The sequence below is a fragment of the Arthrobacter sp. B3I9 genome (genome assembly GCF_030816935.1).
Lineage (GTDB): Bacteria > Actinomycetota > Actinomycetes > Actinomycetales > Micrococcaceae > Arthrobacter.
Genome location: NZ_JAUSYO010000001.1, coordinates 3,057,487 through 3,080,458, shown reverse-complemented (window position 1 = coordinate 3,080,458; position 22,972 = coordinate 3,057,487). Strand labels below are relative to the sequence as shown.

At 67.6% G+C, this 22,972-nt stretch carries 21 protein-coding genes; 17 read left to right on the top strand and 4 right to left on the bottom strand.

The genetic code is table 11. The features are described 5' to 3' along the window. Positions 1-93 precede the first annotated feature (93 nt). Positions 94-852: a 4-hydroxy-tetrahydrodipicolinate reductase gene (gene dapB, locus QFZ65_RS14335; RefSeq protein WP_306911378.1), complete on the top strand. Its 759-nt coding sequence runs from the start codon at positions 94-96 to the stop codon at positions 850-852. 5 nt (positions 853-857) lie between these two features. Then, positions 858-1,325 (top strand): hypothetical protein, encoded by a 468-nt coding sequence (locus QFZ65_RS14330; RefSeq protein ID WP_306911377.1) that lies wholly within the window; start codon positions 858-860, stop codon positions 1,323-1,325. Here the strand turns inward: QFZ65_RS14330 and QFZ65_RS14325 are convergent, their stop codons facing one another. Continuing rightward, complete coding sequence (locus tag QFZ65_RS14325) at positions 1,326-2,561, bottom strand: heparan-alpha-glucosaminide N-acetyltransferase domain-containing protein (protein ID WP_306911376.1); 1,236 nt, start codon at positions 2,559-2,561, stop codon at positions 1,326-1,328. Between the two features lie 117 nt (positions 2,562-2,678). Between QFZ65_RS14325 and QFZ65_RS14320 the strand changes: the two genes are divergently transcribed. The 7 genes from QFZ65_RS14320 to QFZ65_RS14290 all read left to right on the top strand — a co-directional run bounded on the left by QFZ65_RS14320 (position 2,679) and on the right by QFZ65_RS14290 (position 10,817). Continuing rightward, positions 2,679-3,056 (top strand): hypothetical protein, encoded by a 378-nt coding sequence (locus QFZ65_RS14320; protein ID WP_306911375.1) that lies wholly within the window; start codon positions 2,679-2,681, stop codon positions 3,054-3,056. A 197-nt stretch (positions 3,057-3,253) separates the two neighbouring features. Continuing rightward, positions 3,254-4,162 carry a 4-hydroxy-tetrahydrodipicolinate synthase gene (gene dapA / locus QFZ65_RS14315; protein WP_306911374.1) on the top strand — a complete coding sequence of 303 codons (909 nt, stop codon included), beginning with the start codon at positions 3,254-3,256 and terminating at the stop codon, positions 4,160-4,162. A 60-nt stretch (positions 4,163-4,222) separates the two neighbouring features. Then, positions 4,223-5,914 carry a ribonuclease J gene (locus QFZ65_RS14310; RefSeq protein ID WP_306911373.1) on the top strand — a complete coding sequence of 564 codons (1,692 nt, stop codon included), beginning with the start codon at positions 4,223-4,225 and terminating at the stop codon, positions 5,912-5,914. 199 nt (positions 5,915-6,113) lie between these two features. Further along, positions 6,114-9,077 (top strand): DNA translocase FtsK, encoded by a 2,964-nt coding sequence (locus QFZ65_RS14305; RefSeq protein WP_306911372.1) that lies wholly within the window; start codon positions 6,114-6,116, stop codon positions 9,075-9,077. A 9-nt stretch (positions 9,078-9,086) separates the two neighbouring features. Continuing rightward, positions 9,087-9,725 carry a CDP-diacylglycerol--glycerol-3-phosphate 3-phosphatidyltransferase gene (pgsA, locus tag QFZ65_RS14300; RefSeq protein WP_373427595.1) on the top strand — a complete coding sequence of 213 codons (639 nt, stop codon included), beginning with the start codon at positions 9,087-9,089 and terminating at the stop codon, positions 9,723-9,725. Further along, positions 9,722-10,228 (top strand): CinA family protein, encoded by a 507-nt coding sequence (locus QFZ65_RS14295; protein WP_306911371.1) that lies wholly within the window; start codon positions 9,722-9,724, stop codon positions 10,226-10,228. The genes pgsA and QFZ65_RS14295 overlap by 4 nt, the downstream gene beginning before the upstream one ends. 136 nt (positions 10,229-10,364) lie before the next feature. Continuing rightward, positions 10,365-10,817 carry a helix-turn-helix domain-containing protein gene (locus tag QFZ65_RS14290; RefSeq protein ID WP_069951197.1) on the top strand — a complete coding sequence of 151 codons (453 nt, stop codon included), beginning with the start codon at positions 10,365-10,367 and terminating at the stop codon, positions 10,815-10,817. Between the two features lie 99 nt (positions 10,818-10,916). Here the strand turns inward: QFZ65_RS14290 and QFZ65_RS14285 are convergent, their stop codons facing one another. Next, a complete protein-coding gene (locus QFZ65_RS14285; protein WP_306911370.1) occupies positions 10,917-11,438 on the bottom strand; it encodes a MarR family winged helix-turn-helix transcriptional regulator in 522 nt (173 codons plus the stop codon). Positions 11,439-11,479: 41 nt separating this feature from the next. Between QFZ65_RS14285 and QFZ65_RS14280 the strand changes: the two genes are divergently transcribed. The 6 genes from QFZ65_RS14280 (at position 11,480) to dapF (ending at position 17,350) form a co-directional block, all read left to right on the top strand. Beyond that, positions 11,480-11,698, top strand: coding sequence for a DUF3046 domain-containing protein (locus QFZ65_RS14280; RefSeq protein ID WP_306911369.1), 219 nt, complete (start codon positions 11,480-11,482; stop codon positions 11,696-11,698). 237 nt (positions 11,699-11,935) lie between these two features. After that, complete coding sequence (gene recA, locus QFZ65_RS14275) at positions 11,936-12,985, top strand: recombinase RecA (RefSeq protein WP_306911368.1); 1,050 nt, start codon at positions 11,936-11,938, stop codon at positions 12,983-12,985. Between the two features lie 160 nt (positions 12,986-13,145). Next, entirely contained in the window at positions 13,146-13,625 is a 480-nt protein-coding gene (locus QFZ65_RS14270) for a regulatory protein RecX (protein ID WP_306912591.1), read from the top strand. Positions 13,626-13,719: 94 nt separating this feature from the next. Further along, the gene (miaB, locus tag QFZ65_RS14265) at positions 13,720-15,327 is read left to right on the top strand and encodes a tRNA (N6-isopentenyl adenosine(37)-C2)-methylthiotransferase MiaB (RefSeq protein ID WP_373427594.1); all 1,608 of its coding nucleotides are present in this window, start codon (positions 13,720-13,722) and stop codon (positions 15,325-15,327) included. A 121-nt stretch (positions 15,328-15,448) separates the two neighbouring features. Then, positions 15,449-16,372 (top strand): tRNA (adenosine(37)-N6)-dimethylallyltransferase MiaA, encoded by a 924-nt coding sequence (miaA, locus tag QFZ65_RS14260; protein WP_306912589.1) that lies wholly within the window; start codon positions 15,449-15,451, stop codon positions 16,370-16,372. Between the two features lie 9 nt (positions 16,373-16,381). Continuing rightward, entirely contained in the window at positions 16,382-17,350 is a 969-nt protein-coding gene (gene dapF, locus QFZ65_RS14255; RefSeq protein WP_306911367.1) for a diaminopimelate epimerase, read from the top strand. Here the strand turns inward: dapF and QFZ65_RS14250 are convergent. Further along, the gene (locus tag QFZ65_RS14250) at positions 17,331-17,945 is read right to left on the bottom strand and encodes a class I SAM-dependent methyltransferase (protein WP_306911366.1); all 615 of its coding nucleotides are present in this window, start codon (positions 17,943-17,945) and stop codon (positions 17,331-17,333) included. The genes dapF and QFZ65_RS14250 overlap by 20 nt on opposite strands. Before the next feature lie 547 nt (positions 17,946-18,492). On the opposite strand from QFZ65_RS14250, the gene hflX reads away from it, so the two are divergent. Next, positions 18,493-20,061, top strand: coding sequence for a GTPase HflX (gene hflX / locus QFZ65_RS14245; protein ID WP_306911365.1), 1,569 nt, complete (start codon positions 18,493-18,495; stop codon positions 20,059-20,061). Then, positions 20,054-22,129 carry an ATP-dependent DNA helicase gene (locus QFZ65_RS14240; RefSeq protein ID WP_306911364.1) on the top strand — a complete coding sequence of 692 codons (2,076 nt, stop codon included), beginning with the start codon at positions 20,054-20,056 and terminating at the stop codon, positions 22,127-22,129. The genes hflX and QFZ65_RS14240 overlap by 8 nt, the downstream gene beginning before the upstream one ends. A gap of 79 nt (positions 22,130-22,208) precedes the next feature. Here QFZ65_RS14240 and lexA read toward each other — a convergent pair whose 3' ends face one another. Beyond that, complete coding sequence (gene lexA, locus QFZ65_RS14235) at positions 22,209-22,958, bottom strand: transcriptional repressor LexA (protein WP_306911363.1); 750 nt, start codon at positions 22,956-22,958, stop codon at positions 22,209-22,211. Positions 22,959-22,972: the final 14 nt, after the last annotated feature.

Below are 22,972 nucleotides of genomic sequence, written 5' to 3'. Positions count from 1 at the left end.
GAGCCCGGAAGGCCGGGCGGCCGCAGGCTCTGGGAGTGTAACGCGGGACTACCGGTTCAGAGACACGTAAGCCCCGGCGGTAGGGTTGATGGCATGACCGAACAACTCGCAGTCGCCGTGCTGGGCGCGAACGGGCGCATGGGCGCCGAAGCCGTGAAGGCTGTCGAAGCCGCCCCGGATTTGAAGCTGGTGGCCGCCCTGGGCCGGAACGATCCCCTGGACATCCTGGTGGAATCCGGGGCCCGGATAGTGGTGGACCTGACGGTTCCCGAAAGCACCGAAGCCAACGTCCGCTTCGCCGTCGAGCACGGCATGCACGCCGTCGTCGGCACCACCGGCTGGGACGCGGACCGCCTGGAACGGCTCGAGGAACTCCTCGCCGGCCAGCAGGGGACCGGAGTCCTGATTGCCCCCAACTTCGCCCTCGGCTCGGTTCTGGCCTCCGCTTTCGCCGCCAAGGCCTCCCGGTACTTCGATTCGGTTGAGATCATTGAACTGCACCACCCGGACAAGGTGGATGCCCCGTCGGGAACGGCGGTGCGCACGGCCCAGCTGATCGCCGCCGAGCGGTCTTCCGCCGGGGTCCCCGCCAGCCCGGATGCCACCACCAGCGAACGTCCCGGAGCCCGCGGCTGCGAGGTCGACGGCGTACGCGTGCACAGCGTCCGGCTCCGCGGCCTGGTGGCCCACCAGGAGGTCCTCCTCGGCGGACCGGGGGAACAGCTGACCCTCCGCCACGATTCCTTTGACCGTGCGTCCTTCATGCCGGGGGTGCTCCTGGGCGTGCGCAACGTTGCTTCGCACCCGGGCCTGACAGTCGGCCTGGACGGCTACCTGGACCTGGGAGTCTGACCCCCGTGGCCAATGTGCTTACCGCCCTGAAAGCCAACCGCACCAAGATCTGGGTCGGCGCCGTCACCCTGCTGCTGGTGTTCTACCTGGTGGTGTCCTTCCAGCGCTCGGTGCTGTTGATGTCGGACCCGAACCTGACGGCGAAGGCCATCGGCGCGGCCTACCTGCTCCTTCCGCTCGTCGGCGCCTGGGCCCTGGTCCGGGAGCTGCTGTTCGGCGCCCGCACCGAAAAAATGGCCAGGATCCTGGAAGCCGAAGGCGGGTTGCCGGAAGACACCTTGCCGCGTACGCCGGCCGGCAGGATCATCCGGGAGGCCGCGGACCTCGAATTCGAGAAATACCGCGCTGAGACGGAGGCGTCACCGGGGGACTGGCGCTCGTGGTTCCGGCTCAGCTGCGCCTACGACGCCTCGGGCGACCGCAAGCGGGCCCGGGCTTCCATGCGGGACGCCGTCAAGCTTTTCCGCGCCTAGCTAGCGGGTGCGTGCCGGCTGGTGCCTGCCGAGGTGGTTTGCGGCATGCGCCACCCATTCAAGGGGCCCACGCCAGGAGAGCGCCGCAAAGGCCGAGCCGATCATCAGGACGGCGGCCGCTTGCGCCCAGTAGACACCCTCCACCGTCCAGCCGGGCCACAGCGGCTTCTCGTAAAGCGCCGCCATGACGCACAAGTGGACGGTGTAGAAGCTCAATGTGAGGGCGCCGGCGCCGCGCAGCGGGAGCAGCAGATCCAGCTCGATCCACTCGGCCAGCCGTCCCAGCAGCAGGCAGAAGCCCACGACGGCGGCGGCCACCCCCGAAGTGTGCACCAGATCCAGCGTGGTGCCGGAATGCGGGGCGCTGGCGGCAAGCCACCAGCCGGAACCGGTTTGCGCAACCCCGGCCAGGTTGACCGCTAGAAGGCTCTCCAGCGGATAGGACGGGTTGTACAGGGAGGCCTTCAAGGCGGCCAGGCCGCCCCAGTCCTCCATCATCACCACGCTGAGCCACTTCGCCAGTACTGCGACGACCGTTCCTCCGACCAGCAGCAGTACCTGCACGGGCGCCTTGCGAAGGGCCGTCCGCCCGATCGCGAGCCCGATCAGCAGGTAGGCGAGCCACTGCAAGACCGGGTAGTAACCGGTCAGGAAAAGGTCGCCCAGCAGGACCCCGGGCGTGGAGAGATCCTCCCATTGGGGGTTGTGGCCCAGATGCAGGGCAGGCCGGGCCGCGAGGAGCCAGGGACGCAGCAGGAAGGCCAGGATCGGCGTCACCAGGACCCAGCCGGCGGCCAGAACCAGGAGGCGTCCCACGTCGAGTCCGAGAAACGGCAACACGCACAGGAACAGCAGGGCGTAGTGGACCAGAATGATCGCGATGTTCACCTCGAGTCCGCCCACGGTGAGACCCACAGCGGCCACCACCAGGGCCCGGCATGCGACTCCCCGGCGGGCCGCTGAAAGCTCGGGCCCCTGCAGCGGCCGTTCCTTTCCGGTGGAAAGTGCCAGGCCGACGCCGGCGAGGACCGCGAAAAGTGCTGACGCCCGTCCCGAAAACACGAGCCCCACCCACGTCGGCGTGAGCTGGGCGTCGTGCTCAAAGATAGGCAGCACGTGAGTGGCCATCATGCCCAGGAGCGCCAGCCCGCGTGCGGCATCGATACCGGCCAGCCGCACCCCTGATGCCCTGCCTTTTGCGGTCCGGGAGGCAGGGGCGGTTCCGCGCGGGGTCATGGTCCGATCGTCTCACGACCTGCCCGGCTGATGCCCTCTCCGGAGCGCGGCTGAGCTAAGTTCACAGGAGCGGCACAGGTCTTGTATTCGAATATATGTTCGAATACCATGAGGGCCATGAATACGTCACCAGAACCAGCTTTCCGTCCGGACGAGGCGTCCGGCGTGCTCAAGGCGATGAGCCCGGGCGTGGTGGACTTCCTCTTCCGGCAGTTGGTTGCCGGAGAGCCTGCGGAGGACCACCGCTGGCAGCAGGAGGGGACCGCCCTCTCCGCCCAGGCGCCCGGGGCGGAACTCGCCCGACGGCTGGCCGAAACGGACCTCGAGGCCCTCACGCCCGCCGAGCTCTTCCACTATGTGCGCGCCGCCCAACGGCTCGCCACCTGGGCGGAGCACCTGCGTGAGACCGCCGTCGGACGTTACTGCTCCGCCGGGGCGGAGCCGGCGCGGCCGGACGCCCCATTGCAGTCCTTCCGGACCCGGCCCGCGGGGTGAGGCGGAGGATGACGCGGGGAACCTGAGGTGCGGAAGGTGAGGTGTCGGTGGAGTGCCGGGAGTGAGGCGCCGGAGGCCGGGGCTGCTCGCCGCGCCCCCGCTGCCCTTATCCTCCGGGCGTGGACCCGGCGGGATTTGATCTTCATCACGCCGCCGCCATTGTCTTAACACGCAGGGGACAGGGTAACGTTTTTACCATGGCTGACTCTGACATTCGCTCTTACACGTTCGGAACCCTTGTGACCGCGATGGTCACGCCTTTCACCTCCGACGGTGAGGTCGATTATCGGCAGTCGGCAGAGCTGGCCAACAAGCTCGTGGAAGACGGCAATGATGCCCTCGTGATCTCCGGCACCACCGGGGAAACATCCACCCTGGAAGATGACGAAAAGGAAAAGCTTTTCCGCGTCATCGTCGAAGCCGTGGGTGAGCGCGCCAAGGTGATCGCCGGAACCGGCACCAACCACACCTCGCACTCGATCGAGATGGCCAAGCGCGCCGCGAAAGCCGGAGCACACGGCCAGCTGCTCGTCACGCCGTACTACAACAAGCCGAGCCAGGCCGGCATCCAGGCACATATCGAAGCCGTCGCCGACGCCGCGGACCTTCCCGTGATGGTTTACGACATCCCCGGCCGCGCCGGCGTCCCGATCCTGCCCGAGACCATGATCCGGATCGCGGACCACCCGAAGGTCGTTGCCCTCAAGGACGCGAAGGCGGACTTTGCCGCGGTGACACGTGTCCTGGCCAATACCGATCTTGATGTCTACTGCGGCGATGACGGACTGACACTGCCCTGGATGGCGGCAGGCGCCGTCGGACTCGTCAGCGTCTCTGCGCATGTGGCTACCAAGCAGTACCGTGCGATGATCGACGCCGCACTTGCAGGCGATTTTGCGACCGCCCGCACCATACATTTCGAACTGGACCCCGTGGTCCGTGCAGTGATGACCCATATCCAGGGTGCTGTTGCTGCGAAGCAAGTTCTTAAGTGGCAGGGTGTCCTGCCCAACTCGGTTGTCCGTTTGCCCCTCGTGGAGCCGGGCGAAGCCGAGATCGAAATCATCCGCGAGGACTTGGCGGAAGCCGGACTGGTCTACTCCTGAACGGGAATCTTCCCTGATCGACGACAACCTGTCAGGCCACCGCCTGGAAAGTAGTGAACTATGACCCAAACCGCCCTTCCCGGCCTTGCCACGCCGCCGAAACTGACCAACGACACGTTGCGGATCGTTCCGCTCGGAGGCCTGGGCGAAATCGGCCGCAACATGACCGTCTTCGAGGTCGGCGGCAAGCTGCTCATCGTTGACTGCGGCGTTCTCTTCCCCGAGGAGACCCAGCCCGGTGTCGACCTGATCCTGCCCGATTTCTCGTACATCGAGAACCGGCTTCAGGACATCGTGGCCGTCGTGCTGACCCACGGCCACGAGGACCACATCGGCGCCGTCCCTTACCTGCTGAAGCTGCGCGCGGACATCCCCCTGGTGGGCTCCACGTTGACCCTGGCGCTCATCGAGGCGAAGCTGCAGGAACACCGGATCCGGCCCCTGACGCTTACCGTCACCGAGGGGCAGGTCGAAAAGTTCGGCCCGTTCGAGTGCGAGTTCGTCGCCGTGAACCACTCCATTCCCGATGCCCTCGCCGTCTTCCTCCGCACTGCGGGCGGCACCGTGCTGCACACCGGTGACTTCAAGATGGACCAGCTTCCGCTGGACGGCCGCATCACGGACCTGCGCCACTTCTCCAAGCTCGGCGAGGAAGGCGTGGACCTGTTCATGTCCGACTCCACGAACGCTGACGTGCCCGGCTTCACCACAGCCGAGAAGGAGATCGGGCCCACCCTGGACCTGGTCTTCGGGCAGGCGAGCAAGCGCATCATCGTGGCCTCGTTCTCCTCCCACGTGCACCGCGTCCAGCAGGTCCTGGACGCCGCCGCCAACCACAACCGCAAGGTAGCCTTCGTTGGCCGCTCCATGGTCCGCAACATGGCCATCGCGGCCAAGCTCGGGTACCTGGAGGTCCCGGCGGGAATCCTCGTCGACATCAAGAACATCGGCAACCTGCCGGACAACCGCGTGGTCCTGATGTCCACCGGTTCCCAGGGTGAGCCGATGGCCGCCCTATCCCGCATGGCCAACGGGGACCACCCCGTGGTCGTCGGCCAGGGGGACACCGTCGTCCTTGCCTCCAGCCTGATCCCGGGCAACGAGAACGCCGTCTTCCGCATCATCAACGGCCTGCTCAAGCTTGGCGCCGACGTCATCCACAAGGGCAACGCCAAGGTCCACGTTTCGGGCCACGCGGCCGCCGGGGAGCTGCTGTACTGCTACAACATCCTTGAGCCGCTCAACGCCATGCCGGTGCACGGGGAGACCCGCCACCTGATCGCCAACGGCAAGATCGCCCTCAATTCCGGCGTCCCCGAGGAGAGCATCCTGCTGGCGGACAACGGAACGGTCATCGACCTCCGCGACCACCAGGCCGACATCGTCGGCCAGGTTGAAGTCGGCTTCGTCTACGTGGACGGATCCAGCGTCGGCGAGATCACCGATGCAGACCTCAAGGACCGCCAGACCCTGGGTGATGAAGGCTTCATCTCCATCATCACCGTCATCCACCGCGCCACCGGCAAGGTCGTCTCCGGCCCGGAGATCCACGCCCGCGGCGTCGCCGAGGACGACTCGGTCTTCGACGAGATCATCCCCAAGATCAACGCCGCGCTGGAGGAGGCCGTGCTCAACCGCTCGGACCACACCACGCACCAGCTCCAGCAGGTTGTCCGCCGCGTCGTCGGCACCTGGGTCAACCGCAAGCTCCGCCGCAAGCCCATGATCATCCCGGTGGTCCTGGAAGCGTAAGCAACCCTCCCGGCGCAGAGCTTTCCGCGCCAACTATGACGGCCTTCCCGGCCCGCCCCGCCGCACCTTGGCAGGGTCTGCCGGGGAGGCCGTCTTGTATGCCCGGCCAGCGTCGTGCAGGCCGGGCAAGCGCAACATGGCCGCCTCCCTGGCCCGGAAATCCGGGGTTTTCGGGCCGGCGTCCGGTACCGTGGCGGGTATGGCGACACGTACTTCCTCCGCGCCAAGAGGAAACTCAAACAATAAACCAGGCAGCCCTGCGGGCCGGGGCTCCGGCTCCGCTGCATCCAAATCCGGCAGGTCGTCGGGATCGTCCGCTACCGCCCGCACGCGGCAGCTGGCCGCCGTCGAACCGAAGCAGTCCTGGCTGGTGCGGGTGGTGGCCGGCGCCTGGCTCGGCGTCGCCCATGTCGTCGGTGCGGGTGTCCGCCGGATCGGCTCGGACGTCAGCGGCCTTGCCCCCGAGGACCGTCGCGACGGCGCCGCCCTGTTCAATCTCGCACTGGGCGTCTTCGTAGCGACCTTCGCCTGGTGGGGTTTCCAGGGCTGGTTCCCCGACGCCGTCTATAGCGTTGTCAACGGAACCTTCGGCTGGATGTCCCTGCTCCTTCCGCTGATGCTCTTCGTCTGCGCCTTCCGGCTGTTCCGGCAGCCGGTCGACGGTCGGGGCAACAACAGGGTGGGCATCGGTTTTCTGGTCATGACCTTCGCCGGCACCGGCCTGGCCCATATGGCCGGCGGCCAGCCGACCGTCGCCGACGGGTTCGACGGCCTGCGGCGGGCCGGCGGAATGCTCGGCTACCTTGCCGCCGCACCGCTGGCGGCCATCTCCAGCGCCGTACCGATCGCGCTGTACAGCCTCCTCGTCTTTATCTCGCTGCTGATCGTCACGGCGACCCCCTTCCGGGCGATCCCCAGCCGCCTCCGGGACGCCTACGAGCACCTCATGGGCGTTGACCTGGAGGGCCACCAGACCGGCAGCGACGCCCACGACCGCAGCTACCTCTACGAAAACGACGCCCCCGCGCCGGCGCGGAAAAAGCGCCGCCGCCTGTTCGGCAAGGACATCGAGGCCGAGGCCGGGCTGGAAGGCTACGTCGGCGACGAAGCCTTCGAGCGTGCGCTCATCGCGGACGAGGAAGCCGAGGCGGCCAAGTCTGCCGGCGGCGCCAAAGCCGAGCGCAAGCCCTCCGTGGCGCCCGGCGTGCGCCGGCCCACCCAGGCCGAGATCGCCGTCGAGAAGATCAAGGCAGCCCAGGGCCTCGGCTCCGGAGGGACAGACACTGCAGAAGGCGAGAACGCCACCGAAGCCATCCCGCTGGTCACCCCCGGCATGGTGGCTTCGGGGTCCCTGAACCCTGCGGCCGGAACCGCCCCCGGTGCTGCTGCCGCCGCAACGGCCAAGGTCCCCTCCAACCCCGTGGCGCCGGCACCGCCGCCCACCCCGATCCCGCAGCGCACCGAGCAGCTGTCACTCGCCGGCGACGTCACTTACACCCTGCCGTCCTCGGACGTGCTGACCCCTGGCTCCGTCCCGAAGGAACGCACAGAGGCCAACGACGCCATCGTCGCCTCGCTGACCGAAACCCTCACCCAGTTCAACGTGGACGCCCAGGTGACGGGCTTCAGCCGCGGGCCCACCGTGACCCGCTACGAGATCGAGCTGTCCCCGGGCACCAAGGTGGAGCGGGTCACCGCCCTGTCCAAGAACATCTCCTACGCCGTCGCCAGTTCCGACGTGCGGATCCTGAGCCCCATCCCCGGCAAGTCCGCGATCGGCATCGAGATCCCCAACACGGACCGCGAGACGGTCTCGCTGGGCGATGTGCTGCGCAGCCAGAACGCCCGCCGGACGGACCACCCCATGGTCATGGGCGTGGGCAAGGACGTCGAAGGCGGGTACGTCGTCGCGAACCTCGCCAAGATGCCGCACCTCCTGGTGGCAGGCGCCACCGGCGCCGGCAAGTCCTCCTTCGTGAACTCGATGATCACCTCCATCCTGATGCGGGCTACGCCGGACGAGGTCCGCATGGTCATGGTGGACCCCAAGCGCGTCGAGCTCACCGCCTACGAAGGCGTCCCGCACCTGATCACGCCGATCATCACCAACCCCAAGAAGGCCGCCGAAGCGCTGCAGTGGGTGGTCCGGGAGATGGACGCCCGCTACGACGACCTCGCCAACTACGGCTTCAAGCACATCGACGACTTCAACAAGGCCGTCCGGGCAGGCAAGGTCCACCCGCCGGAGGGGTCCAAGCGCGTCATCCGGCCGTACCCGTACCTGCTGGTGATCGTGGACGAACTCGCCGACCTCATGATGGTGGCCCCGCGCGACGTCGAAGACTCCATCGTCCGCATCACGCAGCTGGCCCGTGCCGCCGGCATCCACCTGGTGCTGGCCACCCAGCGCCCGTCCGTGGATGTGGTCACCGGCCTGATCAAGGCCAACGTGCCCTCGCGGATGGCGTTCGCGACCTCCTCCGTCACGGACTCCCGAGTGGTCCTGGACCAGCCGGGCGCAGAGAAGCTCATCGGGCAGGGCGACGCGCTCTTCCTGCCGATGGGCGCCTCCAAGGCGATGCGCGTCCAGGGTGCCTGGGTCACGGAATCCGAAATCCACAAGGTGGTCGAGCACGTCAAGGGCCAGCTCAAGGCGGTCTACCGGGATGACGTCGCTCCGGAGGCGCAGAAGAAGCAGATCGACGACGACATCGGGGACGACCTCGACGTGCTGCTGCAGGCCACCGAACTCGTGGTCACCACCCAGTTCGGTTCGACGTCGATGCTCCAGCGCAAGCTCCGCGTCGGCTTCGCCAAGGCCGGGCGCCTGATGGACCTGCTCGAGTCCAGGGGAGTGGTGGGCCCCTCCGAAGGCTCCAAGGCCCGCGACGTCCTCGTCAAGCCGGACGACCTCGCGGCCGTGCTCGCCGCGATGAAGGGACAGGACGGCCCGGCAACGGCGGATTCCCAGACCGCTGCTCTGAGCGATAACGCCAACGCCAACATCGCCAAGGGCGGCTACGCGGAAGATCTTGTGGCCGCCGATCTGGACAACCGGACCCAGGCGATCGAGTACCATGACGGCGCCGACGGTTTTTCCGGGGGGTCCGGCGGGGAGGACGACGACGGCTCCGAGGACGCCTGGTCGCTCACCGGACGGTAGCCTAGGAAGGTGACTAGCGCCGAAGCAAAACGTCCCGGGTCCGCCGCGCAGATCTGGAACCTGCCCAACGTCCTGACGATGCTGCGGATTGTGCTGGTGCCGTTTTTCATCTGGTTCCTGCTCGCCGACGCCCCGGGGCTGGACAGCCGGAACGGTGTCTGGCGCTGGGTGGCGGCCGCGACCTTCGCCATTGCGATCTACACGGACAAGCTCGACGGCGACATCGCCCGCAGCCGCGGGCTTGTCACCGATTTCGGCAAGATCGCCGACCCGATCGCGGACAAGCTCCTGATCGGTTCGGCCCTGGTCATGCTCTCCCTGCTCCAGGAACTCCCGTGGTGGGTCACCATTCTGATCCTGGTCCGTGAATGGGGGGTCACCGCGCTGCGTTTCTTCGTCATCCGCTACGGCGTGATCCCGGCCTCGCGGGGCGGCAAGCTCAAGACCGTCGTGCAGACCGCTGCCATCTTCCTGTACGTCCTCCCGCTCGCCGCCCTCGCGCCGTGGCTGGGCGCCGTGGCCTTCGCCGTTATGATGCTGGCCCTGGCCATCACGCTCTGGACGGGCGCGGAATACGTCATCGAGGCCCTCAAACTGCGCGCCGGCGGCCTGCGGGCACAACAGCAGAACCAGGAGGACACCCAATGAACAACCTGCACCCGAATCTGCACCGCATCGCCGGCGAGGCCGTGGCGAGAGCCATCGGGCGGGGCCTGACGGTCGCGACCGCCGAATCGCTTACCGCCGGCATGGTGGCCGCAGTCCTGGCCGATATCCCCGGCGCTTCCGGAATGCTGCAGGGCGGCGTGGTGTCCTACCAGAACTCGGTCAAGGCCGATGTCCTCGGGGTCTCCCGGGACCTTCTCGACGCCGTCGGCGCCGTCGACGGACAGGTGGCCGCCGCCATGGCGGAGGGCGCACGCCGGATCTGCGGAGCCGACGTCGGAGTGTCCACCACCGGCGTCGCCGGTCCGGAACCGCACGGCGGAAAGGACGTGGGCACCGTATACGTCGGGATTGCGACGGCGGACGGTTCCAGCGCGCACCCGTACAGCTTCGAGGGAAGCCGGCCCGAAATCCGCGCCCTGGCGTGTGCTGCTGCCCTGGAACGACTGCTGGAAGTAGTGGCGCCGGAAGGTTACCGTGCGTAAAGTTGCCGGGAACAAAAGTTGATTCCCAATAGTTGTTACATTGTGTCGCCTCCCGATAAGAGGGGCGCCTAGGATAAAGGAACCAATAGTTCGCCTGAAGGGCGGACTCAAGCAAACGAGGAGCAAGGCGATACAGATGGTAAAGCAGCCCGTATCCGTAAACGGCGTTGTCCGCTGGAAGGATGTGGGCCTCGCCGATCAGGCAAAGAGCGAACAGAAGGAGCGCAAGATGGTTGTACTTCGTCACGAAATCGGTGATGTTCTGCGCGATGTCCGCCAACGCCAAGGCCGTACCCTGCGCGAAGTCTCGCACAGCGCCCGCGTTTCCCTGGGCTACCTGAGTGAAGTGGAACGCGGCCAAAAGGAAGCATCCTCAGAGCTGCTTTCCTCGATCTGCTCGGCCCTGGATGTTCCGCTCTCCAGCATGCTCCGTGAAGTCAGCGACCGCGTCGCCGTCGCCGAGGGTGTGGCAGTTCCGGACACCGTTCCGCAGGAGTTCGCACAGCGCTACGGCCGTGACCTGGACCGGGAACTCAACACGGACCTGAACGACGAGTTGGCCAAGGGCCTTCTCTCCGGGGCACGCTAGCCCGACCCCCACTCGATCAAAGGTCCCCGGCGGTGTGCCGGGGACCTTTCGCGTGCCCGCCGAGGTTGGCCCCTGCGCGGACTCGCCCCTAGGCGGGGTCTATGCTGAGTCGTCCCGGAGGAAGCCGTCGCTCTCATAGGTCGCGTTGAGCTTGCCCAGGTAGGCGGCGAGCGTGTTCAGGTCCTCGGCCGGCCACGCGGCGAGCCGCTCCCGGAACACCCCGCGGCGCGCGTCCTGGACCTCGTGCATCCTGTCCTCGCCTTTGGCCGTCAGCCGGATGGCCTGCGCCCGGCCGTCCAGGGGGTCGGCTTCCTTGGAGACGAGGCCGAGGCTCTCCAGGAAGGCTATCTGCCGGCTCACCGAGGGCTTGCCGACGCCGATGCAGGAAGCAAGTTCGGTCAGGCGGATGGGCCCCTGGCGCCGGATCACGCTCAGCAGGCCGTACGCGGCCGGCTCCATGTCGGGGTGAACCTGGCGGGACAGCTGCTGGGAGACGGAACGGGCCCGGCGCAGGAACACGCTCAACTGTTGCTCGACGGCGGTCAGCGCGGCGTCTGCGGGGTCCTCGGCACCGCCGGGGAACATCGCGGGCGTTCCGTGTGCCTCGGCTGGGTTGCTCATGGCAACCATTCTAGAGTCCCGCGCCGTGAGAGACTTTGTTGGTGCGAATCAGTGACTTTTGGCGGCTTATGGACGATGAGTTCGGAGCCGGCTACTCCCGGGTCCTCAGCAGCTCGCTGGTCCTCGCCGGAGTCGGCGGCCGGACTGCGGACCAGGCGCTCAGCGCCGGAGTGCCGCCCAAGCAGGTCTGGCTGGCTTTGTGCGAGGTCCAGGACGTACCTCCCGAGCGCCGCCTGGGCCGCGACATCAAGCCGCGCTGACCGGCCTGGTTTCAAAGGCCGGAGCCGGCCCCTGACACGCCGCCGCATTTGTTCGAATACGTGTTCGGGTGGGGCTATGCTTTTTCCAGAGTCTTTTCCACATACGCGGCGCCAGCCGGCAACTCTGTCGGTGGGTGGAAGTAGCGTCAGTGATGACAGGTCAGAAATGACAAACGAGTGCTGGACGAAGGGCCGAAGCGGCCACTTCCCAGCGAGAAAGCATTAGAGGTGTGAACCATGGCCGCAGCCCCGGATCGCCAGAAAGCGCTTGACGCAGCGCTTGCCCAGATTGACAAGCAGTTCGGTAAGGGCTCGGTCATGCGCCTGGGCGATGAAGTCCGCGCGCCAATCGAGGTCATCCCCACAGGCTCCATCGCACTGGATGTCGCGTTGGGGATCGGCGGTCTGCCCCGCGGCCGTGTCGTCGAGATCTATGGGCCGGAATCCTCCGGTAAGACCACGGTCGCCCTGCACGCGGTGGCCAACGCCCAGCGCCAAGGCGGAATCGCAGCCTTCATCGACGCCGAGCACGCCCTGGACCCGGAATACGCCGCCAAGCTGGGCGTCGACACCGATGCCCTTCTCGTTTCACAGCCGGACACCGGTGAGCAGGCCCTGGAAATCATGGACATGCTGATCGGCTCCGGCTCGCTGGACGTCATAGTCATCGACTCCGTCGCCGCGCTGGTTCCCCGCGCGGAAATTGAAGGCGACATGGGTGACAGCCACGTCGGCCTGCAGGCCCGCCTGATGAGCCAGGCCCTGCGTAAGATCACCGGCCGCCTCAGCCAGACCAAAACCACCGCCATCTTCATCAACCAGCTGCGCGAGAAGATCGGTGTGTTCTTCGGCTCCCCGGAAACCACCACTGGTGGTAAGGCCCTGAAGTTCTACGCGTCCATCCGCATCGACGTCCGCCGGATCCAAACCCTGAAGGAAGGCGCAGACTCGGTCGGCAACCGGACCAAGGCCAAGATCGTCAAGAACAAGATGGCCCCGCCCTTCAAGATCGCAGAGTTCGACATCATCTACGGCCAGGGCATCTCCCGCGAGGGCGGCATCATCGATATGGGTGTCGAGCACGGCCTGATCAAGAAATCGGGCTCGTGGTTCACCTACGACGGCGACCAGCTCGGCCAGGGCATGGAGAACTCCCGCCGCTTCCTGCGGGACAACCCCGAGCTAGCCGCCGAGCTCGAGCGGCTCATCAAGGAAAAGCTCGGCGTCGGTGTGAAGCCTGCCGAGACCGAAGCGTCACCGAAGCTGAAGGCCGTTGACGGCTTCTAACCGGCGGCGGCGTCAGGGGGCAGGATTCCGTTCGCCGGATTCTGCCCCCGGCCAAGACGACAGCGCGACGCCCCAGGCAGGCGGAAGCGGTGGCCGCGGCCGGGGGAGCTCGGGCCCCGAGCAGGACCGCGACGCCGATCCGGCAGCGGTCGCGCGCGCCATTGTGTTGCGTCAGCTGACCGCTTCGCCCAAGAGCAGGCTCCAGCTCTCCCGCAAGCTGGCGGAGCGGCACGTCCCCGAGGACGTTGCCGAGGCTGTCCTCGACCGCTTCGAGGAAGTCAGGCTGGTGGACGACGCGGACTTCGCCGACATGTGGGTCCGCAGCCGCTCCCAGAGCCGGAAGCTCGCCAAAGGCGCCTTGCGGCGTGAACTCGCCGACAAGGGCATCGACGCCGACGTGGCCGCCGTTGCCCTGGAACAGCTCACCGACGAGGACGAGGAAGCAGCGGCCAGGGAGCTCGTCGAGCGCAAGCTCCGCGGTGCCGCCGGGCTCGAGGACCGCGAGTTCCGGGACAAGACCACACGGCGGCTGGCCGCCATGCTCGCGCGCAAGGGATATCAGCCCTCGCAGGCCTTCCGGATCGTGGGGGAGGTCCTTGACCATGCCGCAGCTCATGCCGAATCGGAAGCAGAAGCCTAGCAGCGGCTCCGCACCGCGGCCGGAGCGTGCCCGGGCAACCGGCGCTGCCATCGCCGCCCGCGCACGCACCGCACGGACCCGTTACCCTTAACAGGTGAGTTTGACCATTTCCTCCCCAGCATCCGGCACCACCCCTCCTCTGGACGCCCCGGCAGCATACACCGCCCCGGCAGTGGACGCGGCGGCATCAGACACGGCACAGGTAGCAGACACGGCGGCCCGTACCTATCAGGTGCGGACGTTCGGCTGCCAGATGAACGTCCACGATTCCGAGCGCATGTCCGGGATGCTCGAAGCCGCCGGGTACGTTCCGGCCGCCGGGGAGCTGGCCGACGTCGTCGTCTTCAACACCTGCGCGGTGCGGGAAAACGCCGACAACAAGCTCTACGGCAACCTGGGCATCCTCGCGCCCATCAAGGCCGCCAACCCCGGCATGCAGATCGCCGTCGGCGGCTGCTTGGCGCAGAAGGACCGGGAAACCATCCTGAAGAAAGCCCCGTGGGTGGACGCCGTCTTCGGCACGCACAACGTCGGGGCACTTCCCGCCCTGCTGGACCGGGCGCGCCACAACAACGAGGCGCAGCTGGAGATCCTCGAATCCCTGGACGTCTTTCCCTCCACCCTGCCCACCAAGCGCGACTCCGTTTATGCCGGCTGGGTCTCGATCTCCGTGGGCTGCAACAACACCTGCACCTTCTGCATCGTCCCGGCCCTGCGCGGCAAGGAGAAGGACCGCCGCCCGGGCGACATCCTGGCCGAAATCCAGGCCCTGGTGGACGACGGTGCCATCGAGGTCACGCTGCTCGGCCAGAACGTCAACTCCTACGGCGTGGAATTCGGCGACCGGCAGGCCTTCTCCAAGCTCCTTCGCGCCTGCGGGGATATCGCAGGGCTGGAACGTGTGCGGTTCACGAGCCCGCACCCGGCGGCTTTCACCGACGACGTGATCGATGCCATGGCCGAGACGCCCAACGTCATGCCGCAGCTGCACATGCCGCTGCAGTCGGGCTCGGACAAGGTGCTCAAGGACATGCGGCGCTCATACCGCGCGGCGAAGTTCCTCGGCATCCTGGACAAGGTCCGCGACAAGATTCCGCACGCGGCTATCTCCACGGACATCATCGTCGGCTTTCCCGGCGAGACCGAGGAAGACTTCCAGGCCACGCTCGACGTCGTGGAGAAGTCACGCTTCGCCACCGCCTTTACCTTCCAGTACTCCAAACGGCCCGGCACCCCCGCCGCAGACCTCCCGGACCAGCTCCCCAAGGCCGTGGTCCAGGAACGCTTCGAGCGCCTCACCGCGCTGCAGGACCGGATCGCCGCCGAGGAAAACGCCCGCCAGCTCGGCCGGCACGTCGAGGTCATGGTCACGGCGCAGTCCGGCCGCAAGGCAGGGGAAACCCACCGGCTCTCCGGCCGCGCCCAGGACCAGCGGCTGGTGCATTTCTCCGTGCCCGCCGGCGCCGAGGTACCACGCCCGGGCGACCTGGTGACGGTGACCATCACCGAGGCAGCAGCCTTCCATCTCGTCGCCGACCCCGCGTCCGCCGAGGACTACTCCCTCCGCCGGTCCCGGGCGGGCGACGCCTGGGACAGGTCGCAGGCTGACTCCTGCGGCGCTCCCGCACCCGCACCGGGTGCCGCTGCCGGCAAGACGGGCGTCTCCCTCGGCATGCCGGCCCTTCCGATCCGCAGCCGCTAGCCCGGTGGCAGGTCCGCAGGACAGCTCCGGCGGCAGAGCCGGCCCCGCGCCGGCGGGCGCCGCAGCACCGGCCGCCAGCGCACCGGCGGGCGCCGCAGCAGCCCCACCGGCCGCCCCGCCGGTGATTGCCGTCGTCGGGCCCACAGGGTCCGGCAAGTCGGACCTCGCCGTCTCGCTCGCCCTGGAGCTGGACGGCGAGGTGATCAACGCCGATTCGATGCAGTTCTACCGCGGCATGGACATCGGCACCGCCAAGATCACCGACGCCGAACGCAGGGGAGTACCGCATCACCTCCTGGACATCCTTGACGTCACCGAGGAAGCCAGCGTCTCCGACTTCCAGCAGCAGGCCCGCGCGCTGATTGCGGCGATCCATGCCCGCGGCAAACGGGCCATCCTGGCAGGCGGTTCCGGACTTTACGTCCGCGCCGCCCTGGACGTGCTGGAATTCCCGGGCACCGACCCCGCCGTCCGCCGCCGGCTGGAAGCAGAACTGGAAACCGCCGGCCCCGGCCCGTTACGGAGCAGGCTGGAAGCGGTGGATCCGGTATCCGCCGCCCGGCTCGGCGACGCCCGCCGGATCATCCGCGCCCTCGAGGTCCACGAACTGACCGGACGCCCCTTCAGCTCCTTCATGCCCACCCGCGAGTACGTCCAGCCCGCCGTGCAGATCGGCCTCGCAGTGGACCGCGAGCAGCTCAGGGAGCGGCTCGCCCGCCGCGTCCATGCCATGGTGGAACAGGGACTCCTCGAAGAGGTCCGGCGGCTTGACGCTGCCGGCCTGCGCATGGGCAGGACCGCCCCCCGGGCCCTCGGCTACGCCCAGTTCCTCAAAGTCCTTGACGGCGAGTCCGACGTCGGGAAGGCAGCCGAGGAGACCATCGTCGCGACCCGGCAGTTCGCGCGCCGCCAGCTCACGTGGTTCCGCGCGGACCCCCGCATCCACTGGCTGGACTGGCGGGATCCGGAAGTCGTGGCCAAAGCCGCCGCGGCCTGCAGCCCCGGTGCCGCCGGCCCGGACCTGGCCCGGCAACCGGAAAGGTAACCTTGGAGTATGGACGAAACCCTCACCGTGGCCGCCAACCGGAACCCTGACCCGAACGCCGATGCCACCACGGCAGCGCTCAGCGGTCTTCCGTTCTCCAAGGGCCACGGCACAGGGAACGATTTTGTGCTTCTCGCGGACCCGAAGGGCACGCTGTCGGTCACCCCGGAGCAGGTGGCCGCGCTGTGCGACCGCCACCGCGGCATCGGAGGAGACGGCCTGATCCGCGCCGTCCCGTCCCGGCTGCTCCCCGAGGGCCAGGACCTGCTCCGGGAACACCCGGATGCCGAGTGGTTCATGGACTACCGCAACGGCGACGGCTCGCTGTCGGAAATGTGCGGCAACGGCGTCCGCGTCTTCGTGCACTTCCTGATCACCGAAGGCCTGGTGGACCTGCCTGCCGGCGAATCGCTGACCATCGGCACCCGGGGCGGCGCCAAGACGATCGTGCGTACCGCCGGCGGCTACGCCGTGGACATGGGCCCGTGGGAATTCATCTTTCCGGGGGACGCGACGGCGCGCGCCATGGACTCGCTGGTCAGTGCCCAGGGCCTCGAGGTCGCCCGGCCCGCCCTCTCGGTAAGCATGGGAAACCCGCACACCGTGGTGGCGCTGGCCGAACCCGCCGAAATGGAGGCCACCCAGCTGTTCACCGCTCCGCACGTGGACCCCGTCCCGCCCCATGGCACCAACGTTGAGTTCGTGGTGCCGTCCGAGCCGCTGGTCCACGACGGCGTCGGAACAATCACGATGCGTGTTCACGAGCGCGGCGTCGGGGAGACCCAGTCCTGCGGGACCGGGGCCTGCGCCGCGGCGGTCGCCATCCGCCACTGGGCCGGCCAGGGCGCCCCGGATGTCTGGAACGTCCGGGTGCCCGGCGGTGTTGTCGGCGTGAAGTTCTTCCTCGGCGCGGAAGGCCACGAACACGTCGAGCTCAGCGGTCCGGCCGTGATCGTCGCTAGCGGGACGCTTTCCTGACCCGCAGGATCCGGAAGGACTTCGACGTGCTCTCCCGCGTCACCGTGAAGCTTCCGTCCAGCTCGGCCGCCAGCCAGCGCTGAAGCGAATCGGACCCCAGGTTCTTCTGGACGACGAGCCACGCCGAGCCGCCCGGTGCGAGCCTTGGCAGCCAGAGCAGCAGCAGGGCGTGAAGCTCGTCCTTGCCGATCCGGATGGGCGGGTTGGACCAGATGGTGTCGTAGCGCAGCTCGGGGTCGACGGCGTCCGGAGTGCTTGCCGTGACGTTCCGCAGCCCCAGGAGCGCCGCGTTGTCGTTCGTCAGCGCCACGCAGCGCTCGTTGACGTCGACGGCGTAAACATGGGAGTGCGGTGCCCGCAGCGCCATGGTCAGCGCAATCGGGCCCCAGCCGCAGCCGATGTCCAGGAGATTGCCCTGCGGCGCCGGGGACGGGACGTCGGCCAGCAGAACGGCCGTTCCCTTGTCTATCCCGTCCGGACTGAAGATTCCCGAGGACGTCTGCAGGTGGCGGGTCTCGCCGGCCAGTTCCACCGTCAGTGGCTTGCGGGTGAAGGGCCCGGCCGGCTGGGCGCTGAAATAGTGTGCAGACTCCATAACTGGCCAGATTAGTTGGCGCCCGGCCGCTATGGGAAACCGGTGGGCAAGCTCACGCGCCCGCGGAGGGCAGGGCGACCCGGCGCGGAAAACCGTTCTGGTAAGATTGATATATGATCTTGAACTTCAAGTAGCCGGCACGGGCCAAGTAGCCAGCATAGGCTCTGTCCCGTCCCCGCAGCGACGCAGGTAATTACCTTCCGCTCAGTGCGCCACCACAACCGGTGATCCTTTTCAGGGGTCCCGCCTGGCGCCCGGCCCCTTGGAGTCCAGCAGTGCTCTTCTGAGTCCAGCGGCGCTTTTCCAGTCCAGCTCCCGGACAGCCCCAAGACTGTCCCACAGTCCGGCGACAACCGCCGTGTTCCTTCCCTTATCTACAGCTTTGCTGTTCACCGCTCCCGCACGGAGCCCACCCTGCCCGCGGTACTGCTGCCGCAGGGCATCCAGGAGAACCGAATTGACCAATAGTCGTCAGCCCAGCGCGAATACCGCCCCGCAGACTTCCAATCGGCACTATTCTGAAACTGCCGAACCTTCAAAGGAGACCATGACCAGTCAGCCCAACACCGGATCCGATTCAGCAGCCCAGGACATGAGCCCTGCGGAAATCCAAGCTGTCATCGACCGGATCCTCTCCAAGGACACCCCTGCCCGGGCCGCCGCCCCCGCTGCGGCCGAGCCCAAGCCGGCGCTCGGTAAGGCCCAGGCGATCTCCGGCGCGGACGAGGACTTCAGCAACCACGACGGCGACCAGCAGGATCTCGAGGAGCGGCACGCCTTGCGCCGCACCGCGGGCCTGTCCACCGAACTCGAAGACGTCACCGAGGTCGAATACCGGCAGCTGCGCCTGGAGCGCGTCGTGCTCGCAGGCCTCTGGAGCGAAGGCACACTCGCCGACGCCGAAAACTCGCTGCGCGAACTCGCAGCCCTCGCGGAGACGGCCGGCTCGGAGGTCCTTGACGGGATCGTCCAGCGCCGGGCCAAGCCGGACCCGAGCACCTTCCTCGGTTCGGGCAAGGCGCAGGAACTGAAGGACATCGTGATGTCCACCGGCGCGGACACCGTGGTGGTCGACGCCGAATTGGCACCGTCCCAGCGGCGCTCCTTGGAGGACATCGTCAAGGTCAAGGTCATTGACCGCACGGCACTGATCCTGGACATCTTTGCCCAGCACGCCAAGAGCCGTGAAGGCAAGGCCCAGGTGGAACTGGCGCAGCTCGAATACCTGCTCCCGCGCCTGCGTGGCTGGGGCGAGTCGATGTCCCGCCAGGCCGGTGGTCAGGTGGGCAGTGCCGGCGCCGGCATGGGCTCGCGTGGTCCCGGTGAAACGAAGATCGAACTGGACCGCCGACGCATCCGCACGCGGATGGCCAAGCTGCGGCGGGAAATCGCTGCAATGAAGCCGGCCCGGGAAACCAAGCGGGCCAACCGCCGTCGTAATGCCGTGCCGTCGGTGGCGATCGCCGGATACACCAACGCCGGCAAGTCCTCGCTGCTGAACCGCCTGACCGATGCCGGTGTGCTCGTGGAGAACGCCCTGTTCGCCACCCTGGATCCGACGGTCCGCAAGGCCGAAACCTCGGACGGCCTGGGTTACACCCTTGCCGATACGGTGGGATTTGTCCGCTCCTTGCCCACCCAGCTCGTGGAGGCGTTCCGTTCCACTCTGGAGGAGGTCGCGGACTCGGACCTGATCCTGCACGTGGTGGACGCTTCCCACCCTGACCCCGAGGGCCAGATCGCCGCTGTCCGCTCGGTGTTCAGCGAGGTCGATGCGCGCAAGGTGCCGGAAATCATCGTCCTGAACAAGGCCGACGCTGCCGACCCGTTTGTGATCGAACGGCTCAAGCAGCGTGAACCGCGGCACGTGGTGGTCTCGGCCCGCACCGGAGAGGGCATTCCGGAGCTGCTTAAGGCCATCAGCGAAGGCATCCCGCGGCCCAGTGTGAAGCTTGAGCTGATGATTCCGTACAACCGCGGGGACCTGCTCAACAAGCTGCACGAGACCGACGCCGAGATCCTCAGCCTCGACCATGAGGAGGCCGGCACGCGCGCCGTCGTCATGGTGCGCGAGGGACTGGCGGCCGAACTGGATCCGTTCATCGGCAATGACTGACCGGAAGGATCCGGAAGGACAAGGGACCCCGTCCGGCGAGGAGTTCGTGATCGAACTCCTCGACCGGGCGGTGTCCGGCATGGGCGGCCAGAGCCGGACCGGCCAGCATGAAATGGCCCGCCAGGTGGCCCGCGCCATCGAGACGGGAGACCACCTGCTGGTCCAGGCCGGCACCGGAACCGGCAAGTCCTTGGCCTACCTGATTCCCCTGATCGCGCATGCCCTCGAGAGCGAAAAGCCCACCCTCGTCTCGACCGCCACCCTGGCCCTGCAGACCCAGATTGTCGGCCGCGACCTGCCCCGGCTGCTCAAGAACATCACCCCCGCCCTGGAGCGCCCGGTGAAGGTGGCGCTGGTCAAGGGCCGCTCCAACTACGTTTGCCGCCACAAGCTCGAGGGCGGCTTCCCCTCCGAGGAACCGTCCGAGGGGCAGCTTTTTTCCCTCGGCGAGGACACGTCCGTACCGCATTTCGCCGCAGCGATGGGCGGCCCCTCCTCCCAGCTCGGCAAGGAGGTGGTCCGGCTCCGGGAATGGGCTGAGGAGACCGCCACCGGGGACCGCGACGAACTCATGCCCGGAGTCACGGACCGTGCCTGGCGTCAGGTCTCCGTCACATCGATGGAATGCCTCGGCGCCCAGAAATGTCCGCTCGCGGCCGAATGCTTCAGCGAACTGGCCCGGCAGAACGCTGCCGACGCCGACGTCGTCGTCACGAACCACGCCATGCTGGCTGTCAGCGCCTTCGAGGGCCTCGCCGTGCTGCCCGAATATGACGTCGTGGTGGTGGATGAGGCGCACGAGCTGCAGGACCGCGTCACCGGTGCGGTGTCCGGGCAGCTCTCCGTGGCCATGGTCCACGCGGCCGCGTCCGGAGCCCGGAAGCACACGGGCATCACGGTGGACGCCCTCAACAATGCCGCATCGAACCTTGAACTGGCCATCGCAGGAGTCCCCAGCGGACTGCTGCCCAACGGCCTTAACAGCGAGCAGCTGGACTGCGTGGACCAGCTTCGTGACGCGTGCCGCGCGGCGCTTTCGGATTCCAAGGGCGACAGCTCCACGAGCGCCGTCGACGGCGGCCGGCAGCTGGCACGCTCGCGGCTCATGGTCATCCTGGAACTCTGCGAACGGCTGCTTGCGGCCCGCGAAAACCGTGAGGTGGTCTGGTTTTCCCGCAACAGCACCTTTGACCCTGCCCAGGGATACTCGCGGCCGGACGAAGACGCGCCGGCCCTCATTAACGTCGCACCGCTGAGCGTGGCAGGACGCCTCCGCGAGGGCCTCTTCGCGGAACACACCGTCATCCTGACATCGGCCACGCTGGCAATCGGCTCCGCCTTTGAACCGGCCGCAGGCGGACTCGGGCTGGTGGGCCCCGGCGCGCCCAGCTGGACCGGCGTCGACGTCGGCTCGCCCTTTGAATACCCCAAGCAGGGCATCCTGTACGTGGCCAAGCACTTGCCCAAACCCGGCCGCGGCATGTCGCCCGAAGCACTCGACGAGCTTGAGAAACTGATCCGCGCCTCCGGCGGCGGAGCGCTGTGCCTCTTCTCCTCCCGGCGGGCAGCCGAGGACGCCGCTGACGCGCTGCGTGCCCGGCTGGACGTAAGCATTCTCTGCCAGGGGGATTCCACCATGGCGGCGCTGGTGCGCCAGTTCGGCGACGAACCGGATACGTGCCTGTTCGGCACCATGTCCCTGTGGCAAGGCGTTGACGTCCCGGGCGACTCCTGCCGGCTCGTGGTCATCGACAGGATTCCGTTCCCGAGGCCGGACGACCCGCTGATGACCGCGCGCTCCCGGGCAGTGGCCCAGTCGGGCGGCAACGGCTTCATGAGCGTCTCGGCTACCCACGCCGCGATCCGCCTGGCGCAGGGGGCGGGCCGGCTGATCCGGACGACGACGGACAAGGGCGTGGTAGCGGTGCTGGACTCACGGCTCTCCACGGAGCGCTATGGCGGCTTCCTCCGGGCAGCCCTGCCGCCGTTCTGGCCCACGACCGACCCGGCAGTCGCCGTCGCGGCCCTGGAGCGGCTCTCCCAGGCGTCAACGGAGGCTGCGAAATAGCCGAGGGGGAGCGGCCCGGCGGAAAAGCGAAAACAACAGGGCCCGTCCGGCATGCCGGACGGGCCCTGTTGTTCGTGTTTTAGAGGGAGCGCAGCACCGAGACAACCTTGCCCATGATGACGGCATGGTCGCCGAGGATCGGCTCGTATTGCGTGTTCTGCGGCAGCAGCCAAGTATGGCCGTCGCGCTGGCGGAAGGTCTTTACGGTCGCTTCATCGTCCAACAGGGCGGCAACGATGTCTCCGTTGATGGCATCGCCCTGCCGGCGCACCACCACCCAGTCGCCGTCACAGATGGCGGCATCGATCATCGAGTCTCCAGCGACCTTCAGCATGAAGAGCTCGCCGTGTCCGACCAGCTGGCGCGGCAGCGGCAGGACGTCCTCCACGACCTGGTCGGCAAGGATCGGCCCGCCGGCCGCAATGCGGCCCACGAGCGGAACCATGGCGGTGTCGGTGGCGCTGGCCAGTTCTGAGACGGAGTGGCCGCCCAGGGCGCGCAGGCCGCCCGACTTCCCGACGCCGGAAACCTCGGTGCTGCCCTCGTCGAGGGTCAGCGGCATGAGCACTTCCATGGCCCGCGGCCGCTTGGGGTCGCGGCGCAAGTAGCCGAGCTTCTCCAGCTGGGACAGCTGGTGGGTCACACTGGACAGGCTCGCCAGGCCCACAATGTCACCGATCTCGCGCATTGAAGGCGGGTAGCCATTGTCCGTGACCGAACGCTGGATGGTTTCCAGGATCTTCTTCTGCCGGACAGTCAGGCTCTTTGGCGGCCTCGCTGACTGCGGGCTCCGCTGCGGTGCCCTGCCGCCGGTGGCTTGTGCTGCCATATGTGCCGTTGCCT